At 45.1% G+C, this 17,744-nt stretch carries 12 protein-coding genes; 3 read left to right on the top strand and 9 right to left on the bottom strand.

The features are described 5' to 3' along the window. Nucleotides 1–25: 25 nt before the first annotated feature. From ACVBDU_RS06340 to ACVBDU_RS06320, 5 genes are all read right to left on the bottom strand, one after another. Nucleotides 26–1,192, bottom strand: coding sequence for a glycoside hydrolase family 76 protein (locus tag ACVBDU_RS06340; RefSeq protein ID WP_447178921.1), 1,167 nt, complete (start codon nt 1,190–1,192; stop codon nt 26–28). A 12-nt stretch (nt 1,193–1,204) separates the two neighbouring features. Continuing rightward, nucleotides 1,205–2,335: a SusE domain-containing protein gene (locus tag ACVBDU_RS06335; protein WP_447178920.1), complete on the bottom strand. Its 1,131-nt coding sequence runs from the start codon at nt 2,333–2,335 to the stop codon at nt 1,205–1,207. A gap of 292 nt (nt 2,336–2,627) precedes the next feature. Beyond that, nucleotides 2,628–4,256: a RagB/SusD family nutrient uptake outer membrane protein gene (locus ACVBDU_RS06330; RefSeq protein WP_447178919.1), complete on the bottom strand. Its 1,629-nt coding sequence runs from the start codon at nt 4,254–4,256 to the stop codon at nt 2,628–2,630. An 11-nt stretch (nt 4,257–4,267) separates the two neighbouring features. Continuing rightward, complete coding sequence (locus tag ACVBDU_RS06325) at nt 4,268–7,603, bottom strand: SusC/RagA family TonB-linked outer membrane protein (RefSeq protein ID WP_447178918.1); 3,336 nt, start codon at nt 7,601–7,603, stop codon at nt 4,268–4,270. A gap of 237 nt (nt 7,604–7,840) precedes the next feature. Beyond that, nucleotides 7,841–8,974, bottom strand: a complete 1,134-nt coding sequence (locus tag ACVBDU_RS06320; protein WP_447178917.1) for a FecR family protein — start codon at nt 8,972–8,974, stop codon at nt 7,841–7,843. Nucleotides 8,975–9,099: 125 nt separating this feature from the next. Between ACVBDU_RS06320 and ACVBDU_RS06315 the strand changes: the two genes are divergently transcribed. Then, entirely contained in the window at nt 9,100–9,696 is a 597-nt protein-coding gene (locus tag ACVBDU_RS06315; RefSeq protein ID WP_447178916.1) for an RNA polymerase sigma factor, read from the top strand. Here ACVBDU_RS06315 and ACVBDU_RS06310 read toward each other — a convergent pair. Together ACVBDU_RS06310 and ACVBDU_RS06305 are read right to left on the bottom strand one after the other, a co-directional pair. Then, on the bottom strand, nt 9,677–10,330 hold the full coding sequence (locus ACVBDU_RS06310; RefSeq protein WP_447178915.1) for a GDSL-type esterase/lipase family protein: 654 nt from the start codon (nt 10,328–10,330) through the stop codon (nt 9,677–9,679). The two genes, ACVBDU_RS06315 and ACVBDU_RS06310, sit on opposite strands and share 20 nt — an antisense overlap. Nucleotides 10,331–10,502: 172 nt before the next feature. Further along, complete coding sequence (locus ACVBDU_RS06305; RefSeq protein ID WP_447178914.1) at nt 10,503–11,810, bottom strand: Gfo/Idh/MocA family protein; 1,308 nt, start codon at nt 11,808–11,810, stop codon at nt 10,503–10,505. Between the two features lie 714 nt (nt 11,811–12,524). Between ACVBDU_RS06305 and ACVBDU_RS06300 the strand changes: the two genes are divergently transcribed. After that, nucleotides 12,525–13,007 (top strand): MarR family winged helix-turn-helix transcriptional regulator, encoded by a 483-nt coding sequence (locus tag ACVBDU_RS06300; RefSeq protein WP_447178913.1) that lies wholly within the window; start codon nt 12,525–12,527, stop codon nt 13,005–13,007. Next, nucleotides 12,997–13,236 (top strand): hypothetical protein, encoded by a 240-nt coding sequence (locus ACVBDU_RS06295; RefSeq protein WP_447178912.1) that lies wholly within the window; start codon nt 12,997–12,999, stop codon nt 13,234–13,236. The genes ACVBDU_RS06300 and ACVBDU_RS06295 overlap by 11 nt, the downstream gene beginning before the upstream one ends. A gap of 89 nt (nt 13,237–13,325) precedes the next feature. On the opposite strand, the gene ACVBDU_RS06290 is transcribed toward ACVBDU_RS06295, so the two are convergent. Both ACVBDU_RS06290 and ACVBDU_RS06285 read right to left on the bottom strand, forming a co-directional pair. Continuing rightward, entirely contained in the window at nt 13,326–15,701 is a 2,376-nt protein-coding gene (locus ACVBDU_RS06290) for a beta-L-arabinofuranosidase domain-containing protein (protein ID WP_447178911.1), read from the bottom strand. Between the two features lie 72 nt (nt 15,702–15,773). Next, entirely contained in the window at nt 15,774–16,076 is a 303-nt protein-coding gene (locus ACVBDU_RS06285) for an alpha-L-arabinofuranosidase C-terminal domain-containing protein (RefSeq protein WP_447178993.1), read from the bottom strand. Nucleotides 16,077–17,744 lie beyond the last annotated feature (1,668 nt).

The following is a 17,744-nucleotide window of genomic DNA, read 5'->3' as shown; positions in this document are numbered from 1 at the left end:
CTATAACTGTTTCCCGATACCTTTCCTATTCCAACATCCCTTCTTCATTTAGCTTTGCGGCCGCTTCCATAAGCATTACCCCGCTGAGTTGCGTAGAAAGATCCGTGCGGTCTCCCGGCATTTCTCTCCAGTTGGGCCCTGCAAGCATAGCCGGACGTTTTATTCCTTTTTGATAAAACGTTTTAGCATTGAATTTCATGAAGTCCAGAAAAGACTTCCTGTCGCTATCGTTTAAGTCCGGCTGCTGAATAAGCAATGTAAAATAACGGACCAGTATGCCTTTAAAAAGTCCGCCGTCTCCCTCTCCTTCATCTCTCAACAACCCTTCGGTTGTAAGTTTGGAACTCGTCATCATGGACTTTGCGGTCTTTACTGCTTCCCGGAGGTACATCTGTTCCCCGGTCTCTTTGTACAGTTTAAGTCCGGCACCTATGTATGTTCCTATATTATAGGTAAAAATCCAGTCTTTATTGATCACTACCTGGCCATCCACTTCATTTATATTATCCCATACCAGACCCGATGTGGGGTCTACCAGCATATTTTTCTGCCATTGGTAAATGTCTTTTGCCCATTGCAGATTTTCCTCGTTTCCGTCCACTTCAAAAAGCCGCATGGCCAGTATGGCAGCCGGTGCATTGGATGTAGCATTTTTTCCGAGCGGCTCATTGGATTTCCAGGTAATTCCGCCTCCGTAAAGATCGCTCCAGCTTTTCTTGATCTCTTCCCAAACGAATTCGGCAACTTCTTTGAATTCCACATCACCCGTAGCGTTATATGCCCTCACACAGGCATTGCCCAACCACTGCATATCATCATTGAAATCGTTGGTATACGTACCGCCGTGCTTCGTTTTTATTCCCTGCACCAGGGCTTTCATACGGGGAACATAATTTTCGTCCCCCGTCCTCAGGTAACCGTCTACCAGGACATCCAGCATATGTGAATTCCACCAGTAATGAAATGTGGTATTCCCCTGGTTGTCCTGTACAAAGGTCCCTTCGGTCCCCAGATAGGTATTATAGGTTGCCGATTGTAACGAATCGGCTGTTTCCTCCCAGGTCAAAGCTGCTTCCTCTCCACCGTCTGACGGATCCCGGAGCGGAATAGCCTCATCATCGCATGCCATGACAAAGGCCAGGGCTGCCATGACAAAGATAATATTTTGAAGTGATTTGTGCTTTCTCATCATGTTTCTGTTTTTTTAGTCTGTTATGGTAACCTCATGGGTATAGTCAGTTACTTCGGCATTAAAAATTACCTCTACATTTACCGTGTGCATATCTACTGCTCCGGCGAACTTAAAGCAATTGTTCCATCGATCGTCCGTAACGGACACCATATACCAGTACGATACGGGGGTATTACTATCGGGTGGTGAATTGTCATTATTTACACTGCCATACCATTCCTCAAGAGTATTGCCGTTCTGCATAAGGGTCATACGGAATTTATATCGCTCATCCCTTCCCCAGTCTTCCTGCTTAAATTCTATCATTTCATCTACCGCCAGCCAGCTTCCGTTTCCTGCGTACGGTAATTCGAATAAAAATTCCCCGAGAGGTGCAAACCATAATTCCATTTTATCTACGCGGGCAATTTCTACCGAATTATCGTTGAGATCCAGCTTTATCCTGTATACGCCTTCTTCCCCTTCAAATGTTGCCGTACCATCCTCCTGAAGTTGGTCGCCCTCAATGAAATAGGTTCGCGGCGTCCCGGTCTTTGCATCGGTAAACTGATAAGATCCGGACTTAAGGGCTGCATATATCTCATATGTCGCCGTTCCCGTTTTTTTCAGGCCGGTAGCCGCAGCAAGGTCCTCTCCTCCTTCGGTAGCAGTTCCGGTAAGAAAAAGCTGTTCGGGTATGTATATTTCTTCCGGACGCTCGAGTTCTATGGTCCTGAATATATCGGACTTAACGATATCCAGTCCCCTGGAGGAATGGACCGTCCATTTGAGTTTTCCGCTGGCTTCCGCTTTTATCCCGGCCATAGCTGCTATTCCGGTGAGGTTTTCATAGGATAAGGTCAATGTATTCCGAAAGCCTTTTCCTTCGGAAGTCGTGACATAAACGGGGTTCGAGAAATCTCCTTCTGCAGTATCAAAAAGTACATCATAAAGGACCACCCCGTTGTCTTCTGATTTGGCTGCTTCCCATTCGAAAAAGACGGAACCTTTTCCTTCCAGCCTTACCAAAAGATCATCTTCGGGAGCATACAGGGCATTTACAGCGGACACTTTTACGTCCGGAAGTTTATCGTCGTCGCTACAGCCTGTAACGCTAAATACTATGAGCGCCAGGAAAGCCAGTTTGGTGAATATTGTTTTCATCTGGTTATTTTTATCGTTTTTTATTGGTCGGATGAAACCCCTGCCGGCAGGCAGGTTTGATGTTATTTTAAACATACCGGTCTCATTAAAGTATATTTTTGTTTAGCACATGACAAAATTAGATTTTGGTACTATTTGTCGGAAAATCAGTTTTACCCTAGCCCTAAAGGGAATCCGATTTTCCTCGATTTCTCCCTTTAGGGACGGGGTCAAAAATTGAGGAAAATCTTGCGAAATTGAATTTTGTCATGTACTAAAATATTTTTGATATTCGGGTGGCATTCTCCCTTTATTACCAGTTGGGATTTTGCGAAAGGTTCCCGTTTATAAGCCGTTCATCTCTCGGTACGGGCCAGAGGTAATGTTTACCGGGGTCGAAATGCCTTTGGTTGGCACGGATATAGCCGTTATCGGGTGAAGCCGGATCAAATTGTGCTCCATGCGCCCATCCGTTGAGGACATCTTCGGCGATACGCCACCTGCGGATATCGAAAATGCGCAGTCCTTCCATGCCGAGTTCTACCCGGCGTTCGTTCCGGATCACCTGTCTCAGGGCATTCTGTCCGAGCGCACTGTTAAATTCCAATGCGGCACTTTCCTCAAACCCGGCACGCGCCCGTAGCGCTCCTATGGTTTCGTTCCAGGTATCCTGATCCATTTGTCCGAGTTCGTTTTTGGCTTCGGCATACATCAGCAGCACATCCGCATAGCGTATCAGCATGAGATTAAGGCCTGACCTCAACGACGAAAGGTGGGTCGGATCGAAGTATTTCCGGGTATAATACCCTGTGGGACTTGCCGATGAGCCAGATACGTATTCATCCGAATTATTTCCTTCCGACGAACCGGGCTCAATATAAATAGTGTAACTTCCGCCACCCGGTTCTTTCCACTCATAACCGTGATATACCACCGTATAGGTAAGTCTCGGATCTCTGTTGTCATACGGGTTTTCTTCATCATAGCCGGAACCGCTTTCCTCTATAGCCTTACCGTTCAGCATCCGGTAACTGTCCACCAGCTCCTGTGTAGGCGCAAGGGCATTCAGCCTGGCGCCGGCGGAAAGGGGTGCCATGTCGAAGAATTCCCCCCAGGTACGGAATTCAGGTACATACTGCAAACTGAGCATATCTTCGCTACTATATTGGTTTTCGGGCAGGAATAGTCCTTCATACGAGGAAAACAGGCCATAACTACCATATTCGTCTCCATTTATGATGGTCTCGCAGACGGTTACCACTTCTTCCCAACGTCCTTCGTATAGCAACACTCTTGCCTTTAATGCCATAGCCGCTCCACGAGTGATCCTTCCCCTGTCTGCTTCAGGGTATTCGGTATTGGATGGTAATACACCGGCTGTGGCATCCAGTTCGTCCAGAATAAACGCGAGTACTTCGGAACGGGGTGTTCTGCTGATGGTCTGGGCTTCTTCAAGCGTAAGATCTTTGGAAACCAAGGGTATATCCCCGAACCAGGTCATTAATTGAAAATGCTGAAATGCCCTGATAAACCGGGCTTCGGCCTTATACCTGTTCCGCAGGTTTTCCTCCATGTCTTCTACCCGGTCTACATTTTCCAGGAGAAGGTTACAACTTTTTATGCCCGCATAACGATCGTTCCACTCGCTTTTTATCCTTCCCAGGGAAGGGTCGTAGGTCCCGGCCGCCAGGGAAGCGGCACCTTCATTATCTCCCCTGCCGTTAAAGGCATTGTCGGAAAGCGCTTCGTTATAGAAAAACCGGCTGCTGGTATAAAGCTGTGAATAGGCCGTATTGAGCATGCTTTCGGCCCTTGCGGCGCTTGTCCAGTAATTTTTATCCGTAAACTCATCTTCGGGAGTCAGTTCAAGATCTTCACAGCTTACCATAAACAACAGTAACACTGCAAGATATTTTATTCTATGTCGGATTATTTTTTTCATCGGTCTGATTTTTAAAAACTGATATCTATACCAAGTCCGTAATACACCAGCGTAGGATAGGCCCTTCCGCTGTTAGCCCCGGAGTTTTCGAGCCTGTTGTTGAATTCGGAGAGTTCCGGGTCTACGAATTTCACCTTGGACAACGTAAAGAGGTTTTGTCCGGAAAAGTACAGGCGGTAACTCTTCATCCCCAGTTTTTCCGCAATTTCCGCAGGCAGGGTATACCCTATCTGAAGGTTTTTCAGGCGAAGGTATGCCCCGTCATACAGGTACATATCGGACCCGCGACGGAAGTTATTGGTATTGGAGGGGGAACCGTTATTGGCCAGCCTGGGATACCTGGCATCGGTGTTCTGCGGTGTCCAGTAATCCAGTTGATGGGTATACATGGTCATGCCGTAATTGTAGTGAAAAGGTTCTACCAGTTCGCCTCGTATCATCATAGTTCTTTTTCCGACGCCCTGGAGGAAAATGCTCAGATCAAGGTTCTTGAAACCGAGATTATAGGTAAATCCGTAAGTATACCTCGGGAAAGGATTGCCGAAGACAAATTTGTCATCATCATCGATAACCCCGTCCTTATTCACATCTACATAACGGTTATCTCCGGGAACAACGGTAAGTCCTTCCGGAACTGCTGCTCCGGATATTTCTTCGTAATTCTGAAAATACCCGTCCCTTTTAAGTCCCACATACGAGTTAAAAGGCAACCCTTCCCGCAACAATATCTGTAATTCCTCTACCTGGGTCAGTATCTCTTTTCCCTGAAAATCGAGTACCTTATTTTTGGAATCCCCGATATTGAAAGTAACGCTGTGACGGAAAAGCTCCCCGTAGTGCCGGTAGGTGGCACTTATTTCCCAACCGCGGTTTCCTACTTTCCCGGCGTTGAAATCGGGAAGACCCGTACCGTATACTCCCGGCACTGCGGGAGCTACCAGTATATCCGAGGTTACCTTGTCGAAATAATCAAAAGAAAGGCTCAGGGCACCATCCAGAAAATCCATATCCACCCCTGCATTAAAGGTAGCAGCCCTTTCCCACTGAATATCAGGGTTCGCAAAGTTAAACCCTGCCCCTCCCACGGCATCATTATTAAAACCATAGGCATTGGAAAATGTGAAATAGGTAGTCTGGTACTGGTAATTCCCCACATTCTGATTACCGAGAATACCATAAGAAGCCCTCAATTTGATATTCCCGAACTTATCCCGGTATTCCTGCATAAAATCTTCCCTGGTAATCTGGTATCCCAGTGTCATGGACGGGAAGAAGCCCCAGCGTTTTTCCTTTCGGAATTTGGAAGATCCGTCATAACGGAAACTGAATTCGGCAAAATATTTATAGTCGTAATTATATGATGCACGCCCGAAAAGGGAGTTCAGACTGTTTTTTGCAGATTGGTCGTTAGAGTTGTAGGAGTCGGTATCCACTATTACCGTTTCACCCGTAGGCGTCCCCAGATCGGGATCGGTATAGCGTTTGAGGATACGGGATTTTCTGTCGGAATGATTTTCGTTGGAGGCGCCTAACAAAACGTTTACATCGTGCAGATCTGCAAAAACCTTAGTGTACTCAGCAATAAACTGCGTATTGAGATCGAGGCTTTTATAGCTTTCGTCGTTGGTTTCCCTGGTGGCTCCGTAAACCCCCGAAGGCACGAAATCTACCTCTTTTGTCCGGCTGAACAGGTTATTGGAATATAACCGCCCTCCGAACACACCCCGGAGTTTGAAATTATCGGTGATTCGTAATTCGGCGCTGATATTCCCGAAAACGTCATCGTTATCGTATTTCCGGAAGCCACCCTGTTCCAGTATTCCGAGCGGGTTGAATTCCCGCAGGACATCATTGGTCAGGTAATTTCCTTCTTCATCTTTCTGCCTGTAGTAAAGAGGTACCCGGAAAGCATCTACCATAAGCGTACCGGTACTGGAAGAATGATCTGTAATCTTCTGTTTGGTATAGGCCAGCGTGGAAGTAAGTTTAAATTTTCCGTAATCGTTGGTAAGATTGATCCGGTAGTTATATCTTTCCATTCCCTTGGAGGGTCCTACGAAATTGCTTCTTTGGTCCATATATCCCAGGGATACGAGATATGTGGAATTTTCATTTCCACCGGATACGGATACATTGTGATTTTGCTGTAGCGCGGGCTTTATAATTTCGTCGGCAAACCACTCTTCATCACCGTTTTCACGGAATTGCCGTATCTGTTCGGCCGTAAAGACCGCCGAAGTCTCGTTGGAGTTCAGCGCCGCTTCGTTCCGCAACATGGCATTTTCGTAACCGTGAACGGGCTGTGTAAAATAATGAGGGGAATTGTAACCTACCAATCCGTTATAGGCTACGGTAAGGGGAGATTCCTTACTCCCTTTTTTAGTGGTTATAAGCACCACCCCGTTACTTGCCCTGGAACCGTAAATCGCTGCGCTACCGGCATCCTTCAATACGGAGATACTTTCGATATCCGCAGGGTTCAGGGCATTGATATCACCACCAACTATTCCGTCTATGACTACAAGAGGACTATTATCTCCGAGCGTACTTACCCCGCGTATATTGAGATTGAGTCCCGCTCCGGGTTCGGAATTTGTCTGTTGTATTACCAGGGCAGGGGATTTCCCCTGTAAGGCCTGCGTGGTATTGACCGACGAACGGCCCTGGAAGGCTTCATCCGCCACCTGGTCTACCGCACCGACTACCTGCGATCTGCGTTGTGTTCCGTATCCTATGACCACTACTTCGTCGAGCATGGCCGCGTCCTCCTGTAGGGTAACCGCTATGGAAGTCCTGCCGTTCACCGGGATCTCGAGCGACTTGAATCCCACATACGAAATAACGAGTGCGGCATTTTCATCTTTTACCGTAATGGAAAAATTGCCGTCAAAGTCCGACTGCGTTCCGTTATCCGTCCCTTTTTCCAGTACACTGGCTCCTAAAAGGGGAATGCCCTCCGCATCTGTGACGGTTCCGCTTACCTGTACGGGGTCCTGTTCCGTACCCCCGGAATCTTTTCCTTCCGGAAGCGATGATTTTTTTACGGGGACAGGTTTGAGTATAATATGGGTTCCTCTTATTCTGTAACCGATGAGTATATCGGAAAATAAACGGTCCAATACCATCTCTATGGCACCTTTCTCCACTTTAAAGGTGACCTTCCTTTCCAGATCTACATGCCTGGTCTTGTAAATAAAACGATAGTCCGTGGTAGATTCTATATGATCTATAACATGGCGTACTGTCATGTGTTCCGCGTCCAGGGTTATCCTGTTCTTCTGCGAATAGCCGTTGTTGGCATGTAATCCGCACAGGACAACCAAAAAAAACAGTACCGTAAGCCTCATCTTTAAGTCAAATTTAAACAAAGGGAATATTCTCCTCCGTCCATTCGGATGATTTTTCATACATTTAAACGTTTGGTTGTGGTTACTCTATTTTTTTAGTTTGATCACACATTCCAGGACCGGGAAATGAGCCACCATTTTCCGGTTTCCTATTTTATTGAAGTGCTGCAGTATTGATTCTTACTTCATGCGAAATGGATTTATACGGGTTAAACAATAGATTGATCGATATTCTTCTCAACGGATAAAGACCTTATTGTCCTTTATCTCAAAATTGATCTTATGTACATCGCTGAAAAAACTCAGCACGCTATCTATGGGGACTTCATTGAAAGCGGCGTTAAACAGTTCTTTCCCCAACGACGCATTGGTGTTCTCTATTTCCACATTGTAATGACGCTCCAGTTTTTTCAGGATATCGTCAAAGGGCATACTGCGGAAAACAAGTTCGCCGTTCATCCACGCCGTGTAAATACCGGTGCTTACTTCCGTTACGCTTATGGTTTTACCTGTATGATGCAGTGTCCCTTTATTTCCCGGGGCCAGTATGGTAGCCGAAGACGAATCGCTTTCCTGTAATGACATGGCCACGGCACCTTCTAACAGAACAACATCGGTAACCTCATCTTCAGGGTAGACAGACACATTAAATTTTGTACCCAGAACTTTTACATCCAGCGTTTCCGCATTGACAATAAAAGGGTGTTCCTTATCCTCGCTCACTTCAAAAAAAGCTTCTCCTTTCAGGGACACTTTCCTCTGGTCCTGTTTCGAAAAGCGAACCGGGTATTTTAATTCCGTACCGGCATTAAGATGCACTATGGTACCATCGGAAAGTTCTACACTAAAGCGTTTCCCGTAGGGTATTTTTAACGTATTGTACTCTTCTTCTTTTCCCGTCCCGTCCGAAGCATAACTCAGCAAATCCTGTTGCTGCATAGCCACCACGTTACCCTTTGTGCCGGTCAATTGTCCGTTTTTTGAGGGATCTATGGTCCGGGTCTGTCCGTTACCCAGGTCTATGGTGATGAACTCATTTTTAGGGACCAGTCCTTCCCTGTTCTCTCCGGAAAGAAAATACTGTTTGCATAAAAAACCGAGCCCCAGCAATACGACTGCCAAAGCTGCATACTTCAGTATTCCGGGGAACAGTTTTCTGACGGGCCCTGGTTTATGTCCTATTTCCTTCATAACCCGGGTTAAAGCCGTGTTTACATCATTTTTCTGAACGGCCAGGTTCAAATCGTGATCATCGCGTATATATTCTTCCAGGACCTTCCGGTTGTCGGGATTTTTTAACAGCTTGTAAAGCTGTCCTTTCTCCTCTTCGGTAATTGTCCCTGTAAGTAGTTTTGTGACAAGGTTTTTCAATGCTATAAAATTTATTCTTATATCCCTAATGCTTTAAATAATTAAAAAACCCTTAAAAGAATTAATTTTTTTTTAATATTTACAGCATATAATTATCAACATGCCGGAAAATTAATACAAGTACCATGAATGAATCAGAAGCGGTCAGAGCGTTAAAAAAGGACGACAAAGCGGCTTTCGGATATTTGTTCCGGTGCTATTACGATCGTCTGGTGGCGTATATTACTACTTACACTCACGACAAAATTCAGTCGGAAGACATTGTACAGCAGGCTTTTATTAATTTATGGGAAGACCGGATGAAGCTGGACCCGGAACGATCTCCGAAAAACTACCTCTACACCATAGCCCGAAACCGGTACATAGACAGTGTTAAGAAAGAGAAGAAATACAGTAAGCTACTGGACGAATTATGGGAAAAGGCCTTGCGGGAACGAATTACCGAAGACAGCGAGCAACTGGAAAGAAGGGCAGAACGTATAAAAAAGGTCATGGAATCCCTCCCTCCCAAATGCCGGGAGATTGTCCGGCTTAACAAAATGGAAGGAATAAAATACAAGGATATCGCTGTACAAATGGATATTTCCATAAAAACTGTAGAGTCACAAATGCGAATTGCATTTCAGAAAATCCGGGAAGCTTTTAAGGACGATCACCTGGTCATTTTTATAATGACCAGGGTTTTCCGCAAAAAGCGGAGGTCTACTTCAAAAAAGGTGTAATTCTTTCCGCCCATATCTCATAACCTTCATCGGTCATATGTATACCGTCGGTTATAAAAAGTTCGGGGCGGGGTTTGCCTTCTTCACTTAGCATGGAAGACCAGACATCGATAAAATAGAATTTTTCCTTCCTGTTACAATACTTTTCCACCCAACGGTTAAAAGCCTGGTATCTCTTTTTTCTGCCTACCCTTTCTCTGTCCAGTGAAGGCTTTACGGAAATAATGTATACCTCTGTTCCCGGAGTACGTCTGCGGACAGCCCGAAACAGTTTCTTAAAGTCCCTTTTTACCTTCCCTACACTTTTGCCCCACGCTATATCATTGTCTCCTTCGTAAAGGAACAGTCTTTTTACGGCGTGCCGGAAAACGAGTTCATCTGCATAATAAAGCACATCGCTCATCTGCGATCCTCCGAAACCCCGGTTCAAAAACCTGTAACCGGGAAAATAAGCATCCGGATCTGCCCACATCCGCACGGAAGAGCTCCCTACGATCAACGCATCGTAATCATTTATATTCAGGGTATCGTCCTGCCGGCCGAAAGCTTCGATATCTGTCCGGAAACGCCTTGCATCCTGCCCGAAGGAAAGCATACCGGCACATAAAAAAACACACAGTAAAACGTGTTTCATCTGTTCCTTTTTTATTTGCTTTTAATTGGTCTGATGTAATTCGCCATTGAACATTTCGTCCCGATAGTCCCGATCCCGATAGTTATCGGGATTATCGGGATCGGGAGGTATCAACTCAAATTGTTATGATTCATTTCATAACAGCATATTTCCTCGTCTTTTCCTTGTCATATTACAGAGCAGGAATAGAATATCCGTTGTGATAGGAAGCAGTAATAAGCTTATCGGCTTCCCTGTCATTAAAATTCTTTTTGGCTTCATCCCAGTAGATCTTTTTACCGGTCCTGTAGGCTATATTTCCCATTTGAGAGAATATGGCTATATGTGCTCCCGCCTCAATGGGGCAATTTAACAAGGATTTATCTCTTTTCCGGACGGCTTCGATAAAATTAGCTGCGTGCAGGTCCAGGCCGTCATCCACTTTTGCCTGAAACGGCACGGCTTCCATGCGATCTTTTTCCGGGATTACTTCCCAACCATCGCGATTGACCACCAGTGTTCCTTTGTTACCGATAAAGGCTACCCCGTGGTTGCGGCCGTAAGGACCACCGTCTATACCATTGGCATGTTCCCATTGTACGTTAAAATCGTCGAATTCGAATACGGTAGTAAGGGTATCCGGAGTTTCGGCGGCATCGTTGGGATATGCAAATTTCCCGCCGGAGGCCATAATGGATTTCGGTTTGGTAGCTTTCATTCCGAGCAGGGCATAATCCAGCATATGTACACCCCAATCGGTCATAAGCCCTCCCGCGTAATCCCAGAACCAGCGGAATTCAAAATGAAAACGGTTAGGATTAAAAGGTCTTTTCTCTGCCGGTCCCAGCCAGCTGTTGTAATCTACGCCGTCCGGTACGGGTCCGTCGGGCTTTACGGGAATACTTTTCATCCAGCCCTGGTATGCCCAGGCTTTTACCAGGCGTATTTCCCCAAGTTGCCCGGAATGAACAAAATCGACCGCATCCCGAAAATGTTTCTGGCTGCGCTGCCACTGTCCTACCTGTACTATACGATCATATTTCCTGCCCGCTTTTACCATAGCTTCACATTCGGTTATGGAATTACCGAGCGGCTTCTCTACATAAACGTCCTTACCTGCAGCACAAGCGTCTATCATTTGCAGGCAATGCCAGTGGTCCGGCGTACCGATCACTACGGCATCCACATCTTTTGACGCCAGTAAATCTTTATAGTTGTCATAGCCTTTAACTTTTATTCCCCGGTCGGCCAGTTCTTTTATCCGGTTATCCAAAACGCTTTTGTCTACATCACACAGTGCAGTACACTCGGCATCCGGATGCTTCAGAATGGCATTGAGATCGGCCCAGCCCATTCCTTTGATGCCTATGGCCCCTATTCTTATTTTTTTCTTCGGTTTGTCCGTAATCATGGAAAATGCGGAAGGCATTGTAGTGCCTATACCTACCGCTGCCGTAAATGCGGCGGATGTCCGGATAAAATTTCGTCTGGTGTTTTTCATTAAGATCGGTTTATTGTTGAACGAAAGGATACTTTTCATAAAACATCCCCTGTTTTTTCGTTTTTAAAAAATCTGAAAGGAAAACTAATTATAAAATGTAATAAATACAAATGCAAATCACATAATTAACAAATCTCAGTATATGACAAAATTAAATTTTGGCACTATTTGTCGAAAAATCAGTTTTACCCTAGCCCTAAAGCCTGGCCGGCCGGCAGGGGAACCTGATTTTCCTCATCCCGATGAATATCGGGACGAGGAAAATCCTGCGGAATTGAATTTTGTCATATACTAGATTAACGTGAGTTTGATTTATATCATGCAGAATAACAGGTGGTTACCTTAATCCCTGTCAGGTCGAGCGTAGTCGAGACCTCTTTTAGACATCATTCGGGCTTAAAAACCCCTCGACTACTCCCGATAACCATCGGGACGGGCCGACAGATACGTCATTATTAATTTATGCGGTTGCCAAAACGTTAATTCTCGAGGTGACAGCACTATTTTGACTCAAGCACCTTATAACCAGCATATTTGGTCTTGTCTTAAATCGAACTCACCTTAGATTAACAAATATAAAAAACAATATAGTATAACTGACAATATGATTGTGATGTAACATTTATCAATTTTTTATTGATAATTTTTCTACAAATACGTAACCAGTTACTTTTTTTCATATTTTTGCGTAACTGGTTACACATTTTACACCTTATGGATGATTTTTTAATTGAAATAGAATATGCCGGGCTGCATAGCCGCATTAAACGATTGAGTGATGCCCTCTTATACAGCACGAGAGATTTTTATAAGTCCGAAGGACTGGACATCGAGCCGAACTGGAACCTGGTTTTCCTGCTACTGCAAAAGCACGGGACAATGACCATAACCGAAATATCGGAAAAGTTGCAATTCTCGCATCCTGCGGTTGTAAAGATCATCAACAAAATGAAGAAAAAAGGGTATGTAGACACCCAAACGGATGAAGAGGATTCGAGGAAACAACTGCTCAGCCTGTCGCAAAAAACCCTGGACAAACTCCCGGTTTTCGAAGCGTATTGGGAAGCAGGTATACAAACCACAAAAGACCTCCTGGAAGACAGCCCGGATTTTGTGGAACAGTTGAAGAACATCGAAGAAAAATTAAATATGGAAAACTATAAAGAAAGGACTTTAAGAAACCTTAATGATGACTGAAATAATAGGATATATAGCTATTGGCACCGGTTTTTTTGCCATAACTAAAAAGGAAATGCGGACTTTCCGCGTGTGGCACCTCTTATCCAACCTGGTTTATATTGCCTATGGGGTACTTCTGGAAGCCATTCCTATTATGATTGCAGGTGTCGTTTTTTCTGTAATACATATTTTTCACCTTCGAAAACTGTACTGGCCAAACAGACAGATCCATAAGAATATAAGATGACGGGACAAACACAGATCGACTTTCATAAAAAAGGGCCCGCATCATTACATATGCCGGGCCCACTGTAAAAAACACATTCTAAAAATCAGCTATTCTTTTAACAGGCGGATATGGTAGATTCCTGCTGTCCTTGAATTTTTATGCGCTGCAAATTTTACGGTTATATAATTATCTCCCCCTGCTTTGAGGATTTCTCCGGGGATACGGTAATCTTCCTCATAAAGAGTATTTCCTTTTGTCCCGTCAGGTTTTACAGAGGCAAGCAGGTGATCGTTCACCAGGATATCGAACTCCCGGTCCTTATCTCCGCCGGAATATGTAATCCGGAGCACTTTTCCCTGCTTTTTCGCATTGTTCAGTTCGTAACTGAACCAGGCTTTTGAATCTCTCCAGAAACTTCCGTGGTTCATTCCGGTATTGGTTTCTTTACCCTGAAAATGATGCTCCGTTTCGGGTTGTTGTTCTCCCGTAGCCACCTGGTCGACAGTTCTTGCTTCAAGTTCCAGGTGTTTTTTCTCCTTCTCTCTTATAGCATCGAGTTTTCCATCCAACTCATCCTTCTCTATCAAGGGCCAGTAAATCATATATCTCGCATTGTGCACCTTATAAAAAGGGACTAGTTTCAGGCCTTTGTATTCCTCCGGATACATTAAACCGGACGTGGTAAAGGTCATTGGGTTTCCGGTTTCCGGACTTACTTTTGCCGCAGGGTCCTCATTTCCTTCGGCTACTAACAATGGCGCTTCATCTATAGGATATAGTTTACCATTGGCCACGTGCCCCATTCTGCTGTCATCGGCAAACAGGCCATCCAGGTCGGTAGTATCTGTTACCGCAGCCAGTACTATAGGTCCGTGTACAAATGAAGCCCAGCGTGAGGTACCTGTCTTTTCGGCTTCCAGGTATTCCGTAGTAGTATGCATAGGCAGGCTTACGGAAACTTTATCATCATTCTTCCAGTTCCGGTCTATAGCTACATAACCGGAAGCATCGGGTTGTATTTTTTGTTCTTTTCCATTGACTTTTATCGAAAATGCGCCCTCCTCTACCCAACCCGGATGCCGTACATATAACTTAAACCGGGTGGGTTTCTTTAATTGTAATGTGATCTGTGATCCTTCTTCGTCCGGGAACTTTGTCTGCTGAACCAGTTTGAGTTCTTTTTCCTTCCAGTCCAGTGACGAAGGGATAAAAAGATTAACGTAAATATCCGAACCGTTGTGTGCGTATATCAACTCACCGTATTTTCCGTGATTTTCCAGTCCGGAGCCCACACAGCACCAGAATCCCTCCTGGGGTTGGGAGTACACCCGGTAATGCCTGGGGCGCATCGGGGTAAAATAGACGAAACCGCCTTCGGGATTTTGGGACGAAAGAATATGATTGAACAATCCCCTTTCAAAATAATCTATATACTTTCCTTCGGGATGGGACAGAAAAAGCATTTTGGTAAGCCGTAGCATATTATATGTATTGCAGGTCTCCGGTCCCTGATTAGATGCTATCATTTCCGAAAAATCCCCCACGGGATGAAAATGTTCGCGTACGCTGTTCCCCCCGATGGACACACTCCGGTCTTTCACGACCGTATTCCAGAAAAAATCGGAAGCCTCTGCCCAATCCGGATTATTATTGAGTTCTGCGATACGTTCAAAGCCTATGACTTTGGGAATTTGCGTGTTGGCGTGAAGTCCGGTTAATTCATCTTTTTGATGTAACAGGGGTTCCAGTATTTCCCGGTGTGAAAATTTTTCTGCGAGTACGAGATATTTTTTATTCCCGGTAATTTCAGATACGTCGGCCAGGACTTCATTCATCCCCCCGTGTTCGCTTACCAGGAGTTCCTGTATCTGTTCGTCGGAAAGGCCGGAAGTAATATCAACAAGCCAATCGGTAAGTTTTACCAGTATTTCTTTTGCTTTGGGATTACCGGCAATTTCCCAGGCATCGCGTAAACCCGCAAACAATTTGTGGATATTGTACAATGGCACCCATTTACTGTTGAGCGAGAAACTTGCTGCTTCTATTTTTCCACCGGAAATCTCTTTCCACATTTTATTTCCGCCGGGAATGCCCCCAACATAACCGTTAGCATTGGCATCCTGGCACTCTTCCAGTTCATCGAGCATATAGGCCAGCCTGTTTTTCAGTTCTTCATTCCCGGTAGATGCGTACATCAAAGCCAAAGCAGAAAGATAATGCCCTCCTATATGGCCGTCCAGACCGGTATTTTCCCAGTTGCCATACCGTTCTGCCCTGGGTTCCAGCCCGGCATCTATACGAAAGGGTGCCAGTAACCTGTCTGCATCCAGTTCCAGGATATACTGCAAATCGGTTTGCTGTGCCCGGTAAAACGGGCCCGGAGCGAGTTTTACTTCGGAAAGTGCAAAACTCCGGAGGGATTGTCCCCGAACCCCGGTAAGACATAATATGCTCAGCGCCAACAGGCCATACTTTAGTTTCATTAGTTTGGTTTTATAAATAATGTAACAATGAACTCGTTTAAACTCTATTTTTGATTAAAGGTAATATATCCTTCATAACTTAATTCGTATCACACTCAGGGAATGTGCCGGGGCCGGGTAAGTAAAATTTTCACTGATCCGGAGGGACCTGGTTTCCGGGATCACAGTTTCCGGAGCTTCAAGGGTATTTTCGGCCACAGGATTCCCTGTGAGAAGAATACACTCCGCTTTTGCCTTTGAAATATCCAGTCCGGAAAGACGGATATCCGCCCCGAGTTCTTTTTCTTCCCCGTTTACTATTTTTATGATAATGTCCCCCGTTTCGGAATCCTTTACTCCCGATACCGCAAATGCATTTTTGTCTTTGTTCGTAATGGCCGAAACAACTTTTCCGGTAATGTTATGGAAAATTTAACCGGGAATATCGGTTTTAATATTCACCGCATATACCAAGGCACACAGATAGCTGCGAAGCGCTATCCCCCTTTTTTGCTCTCTGATTCTCTCATAAGTTAAAAGTTTTGGTTATCAGATTTCCCGAAGCATGGTGTGTTGCCTTTTCAAAAAATCCCGTGGTTAATCGATTATAAATGTAAATAAAACATTTATTAAAACAAAATTAAATGTAATTTTTACACCCTATAAAAATCAGAAAAAGATTTTACTGCCAGAAAATTAATAATCACACAATTATAGCAAAACTGTTTTAAGACTTATCTCTTGCCTCATTACTGCGGGGCAGACGGATAAAGAATCCCTGGTTTTCAGGATCGGTAAGTAGTTATCATTTCAAATAAGAGTTCACTAATGTCTGTTAAAAATGAATATGCGTTCTTTGAACTCCTTGTACCCCATAGCTTTCCACACTTTTTTATGACGTGACGATTTGAATGGTATGAATGGCACTCCCCCTGCTACCCCGGCAGGTACGGACAGGTTTTCAAAACTCTGCCTATCTTCGGAAGACCGGGGTACTCATCCTAAGCGCATTTCTTTTCCATACCCTCCTGTGTCAGTACCCACAGAAAAACACTCCGTTTCTTTCCGCTTTAAAGGCCGGAAAACGGTCATTTAAGGGATTGTGTATATGCCGAACCGGGTCCGGTATGCGGTTTACCTGTTCCCTTTTGCCGCTTACCGGCTTGCTTATGAAATCACATACAACTGCTTAAGCGGCTTACCGGGTTATATTTACGGCTTAAGGGAACGGGTGTGAAATCCTAAGAGATCCGGTTTGCGGCATACACAGTTCCGTTGACTGTTTACCGGGTTGCCTGTGAAATCATACGCAATTGCTCAGGCGGCTAACCGGGTTTCGTTTGCGGCTAAAGGAAATGGGTACGCGGCCTAAGGGATTTCGTTTGCGGCATACACAGTTGCGTCGACCGTTTACCCCCTAGCTTGTGAAATCACACGCAATTGCTTAAGCAACTAACCGGGTTGTGTTTACGGCTTAGGGTAATGGATATGAAATCGTAGGGGATCCTGTTTACAACAAACGCAGTTCCGTTGACCGCTTACCGGGTTGCTTGTGATATCATAAGCAATTGCTTAAGCAGTTTACCAGGTTACCTTTACCGCTTAAGGGGATGGGGACGAAATCATAAGGGATCCTGTTTGCTGCATACGTAATTATTTATGCCGCAAACGTAACCTGGTTCAGTGTATACACAATCCCTTAAATGGCAAAAACCGGCCCCGGATTATCCGGTCGGGGATACGATATGCCGGTCCCGTGACAGAGGCAGGCCCTTCTTTACAGGGAGGTTACCCGTCCTGAACTTGCCGGGAAGCCGGCAGTGATACCGTCTGTTTGACAGTTATGTTCCTACCGGTATCGCACTGGCAGAAATGCTTTTGGTTGTAACCCCGGGGTTTTACCGAACGCGGACTGCGAAGCCAGAGATATTCGCAATACCAGAAGGAGCGCACACCGTATCCGGATTTTCACAGTGATAATAGCCTGTTGCTCAACAGTAATAATACATGATAACCGGAGAGTGGATCGTTTAACTTACGAAACAGTACTAACTCCGGATACCT

The organism is Sinomicrobium endophyticum, assembly GCF_052983315.1.
Note: the sequence above shows the minus strand (reverse complement) of the source record. Positions and strands in the feature narration are given on the sequence as shown.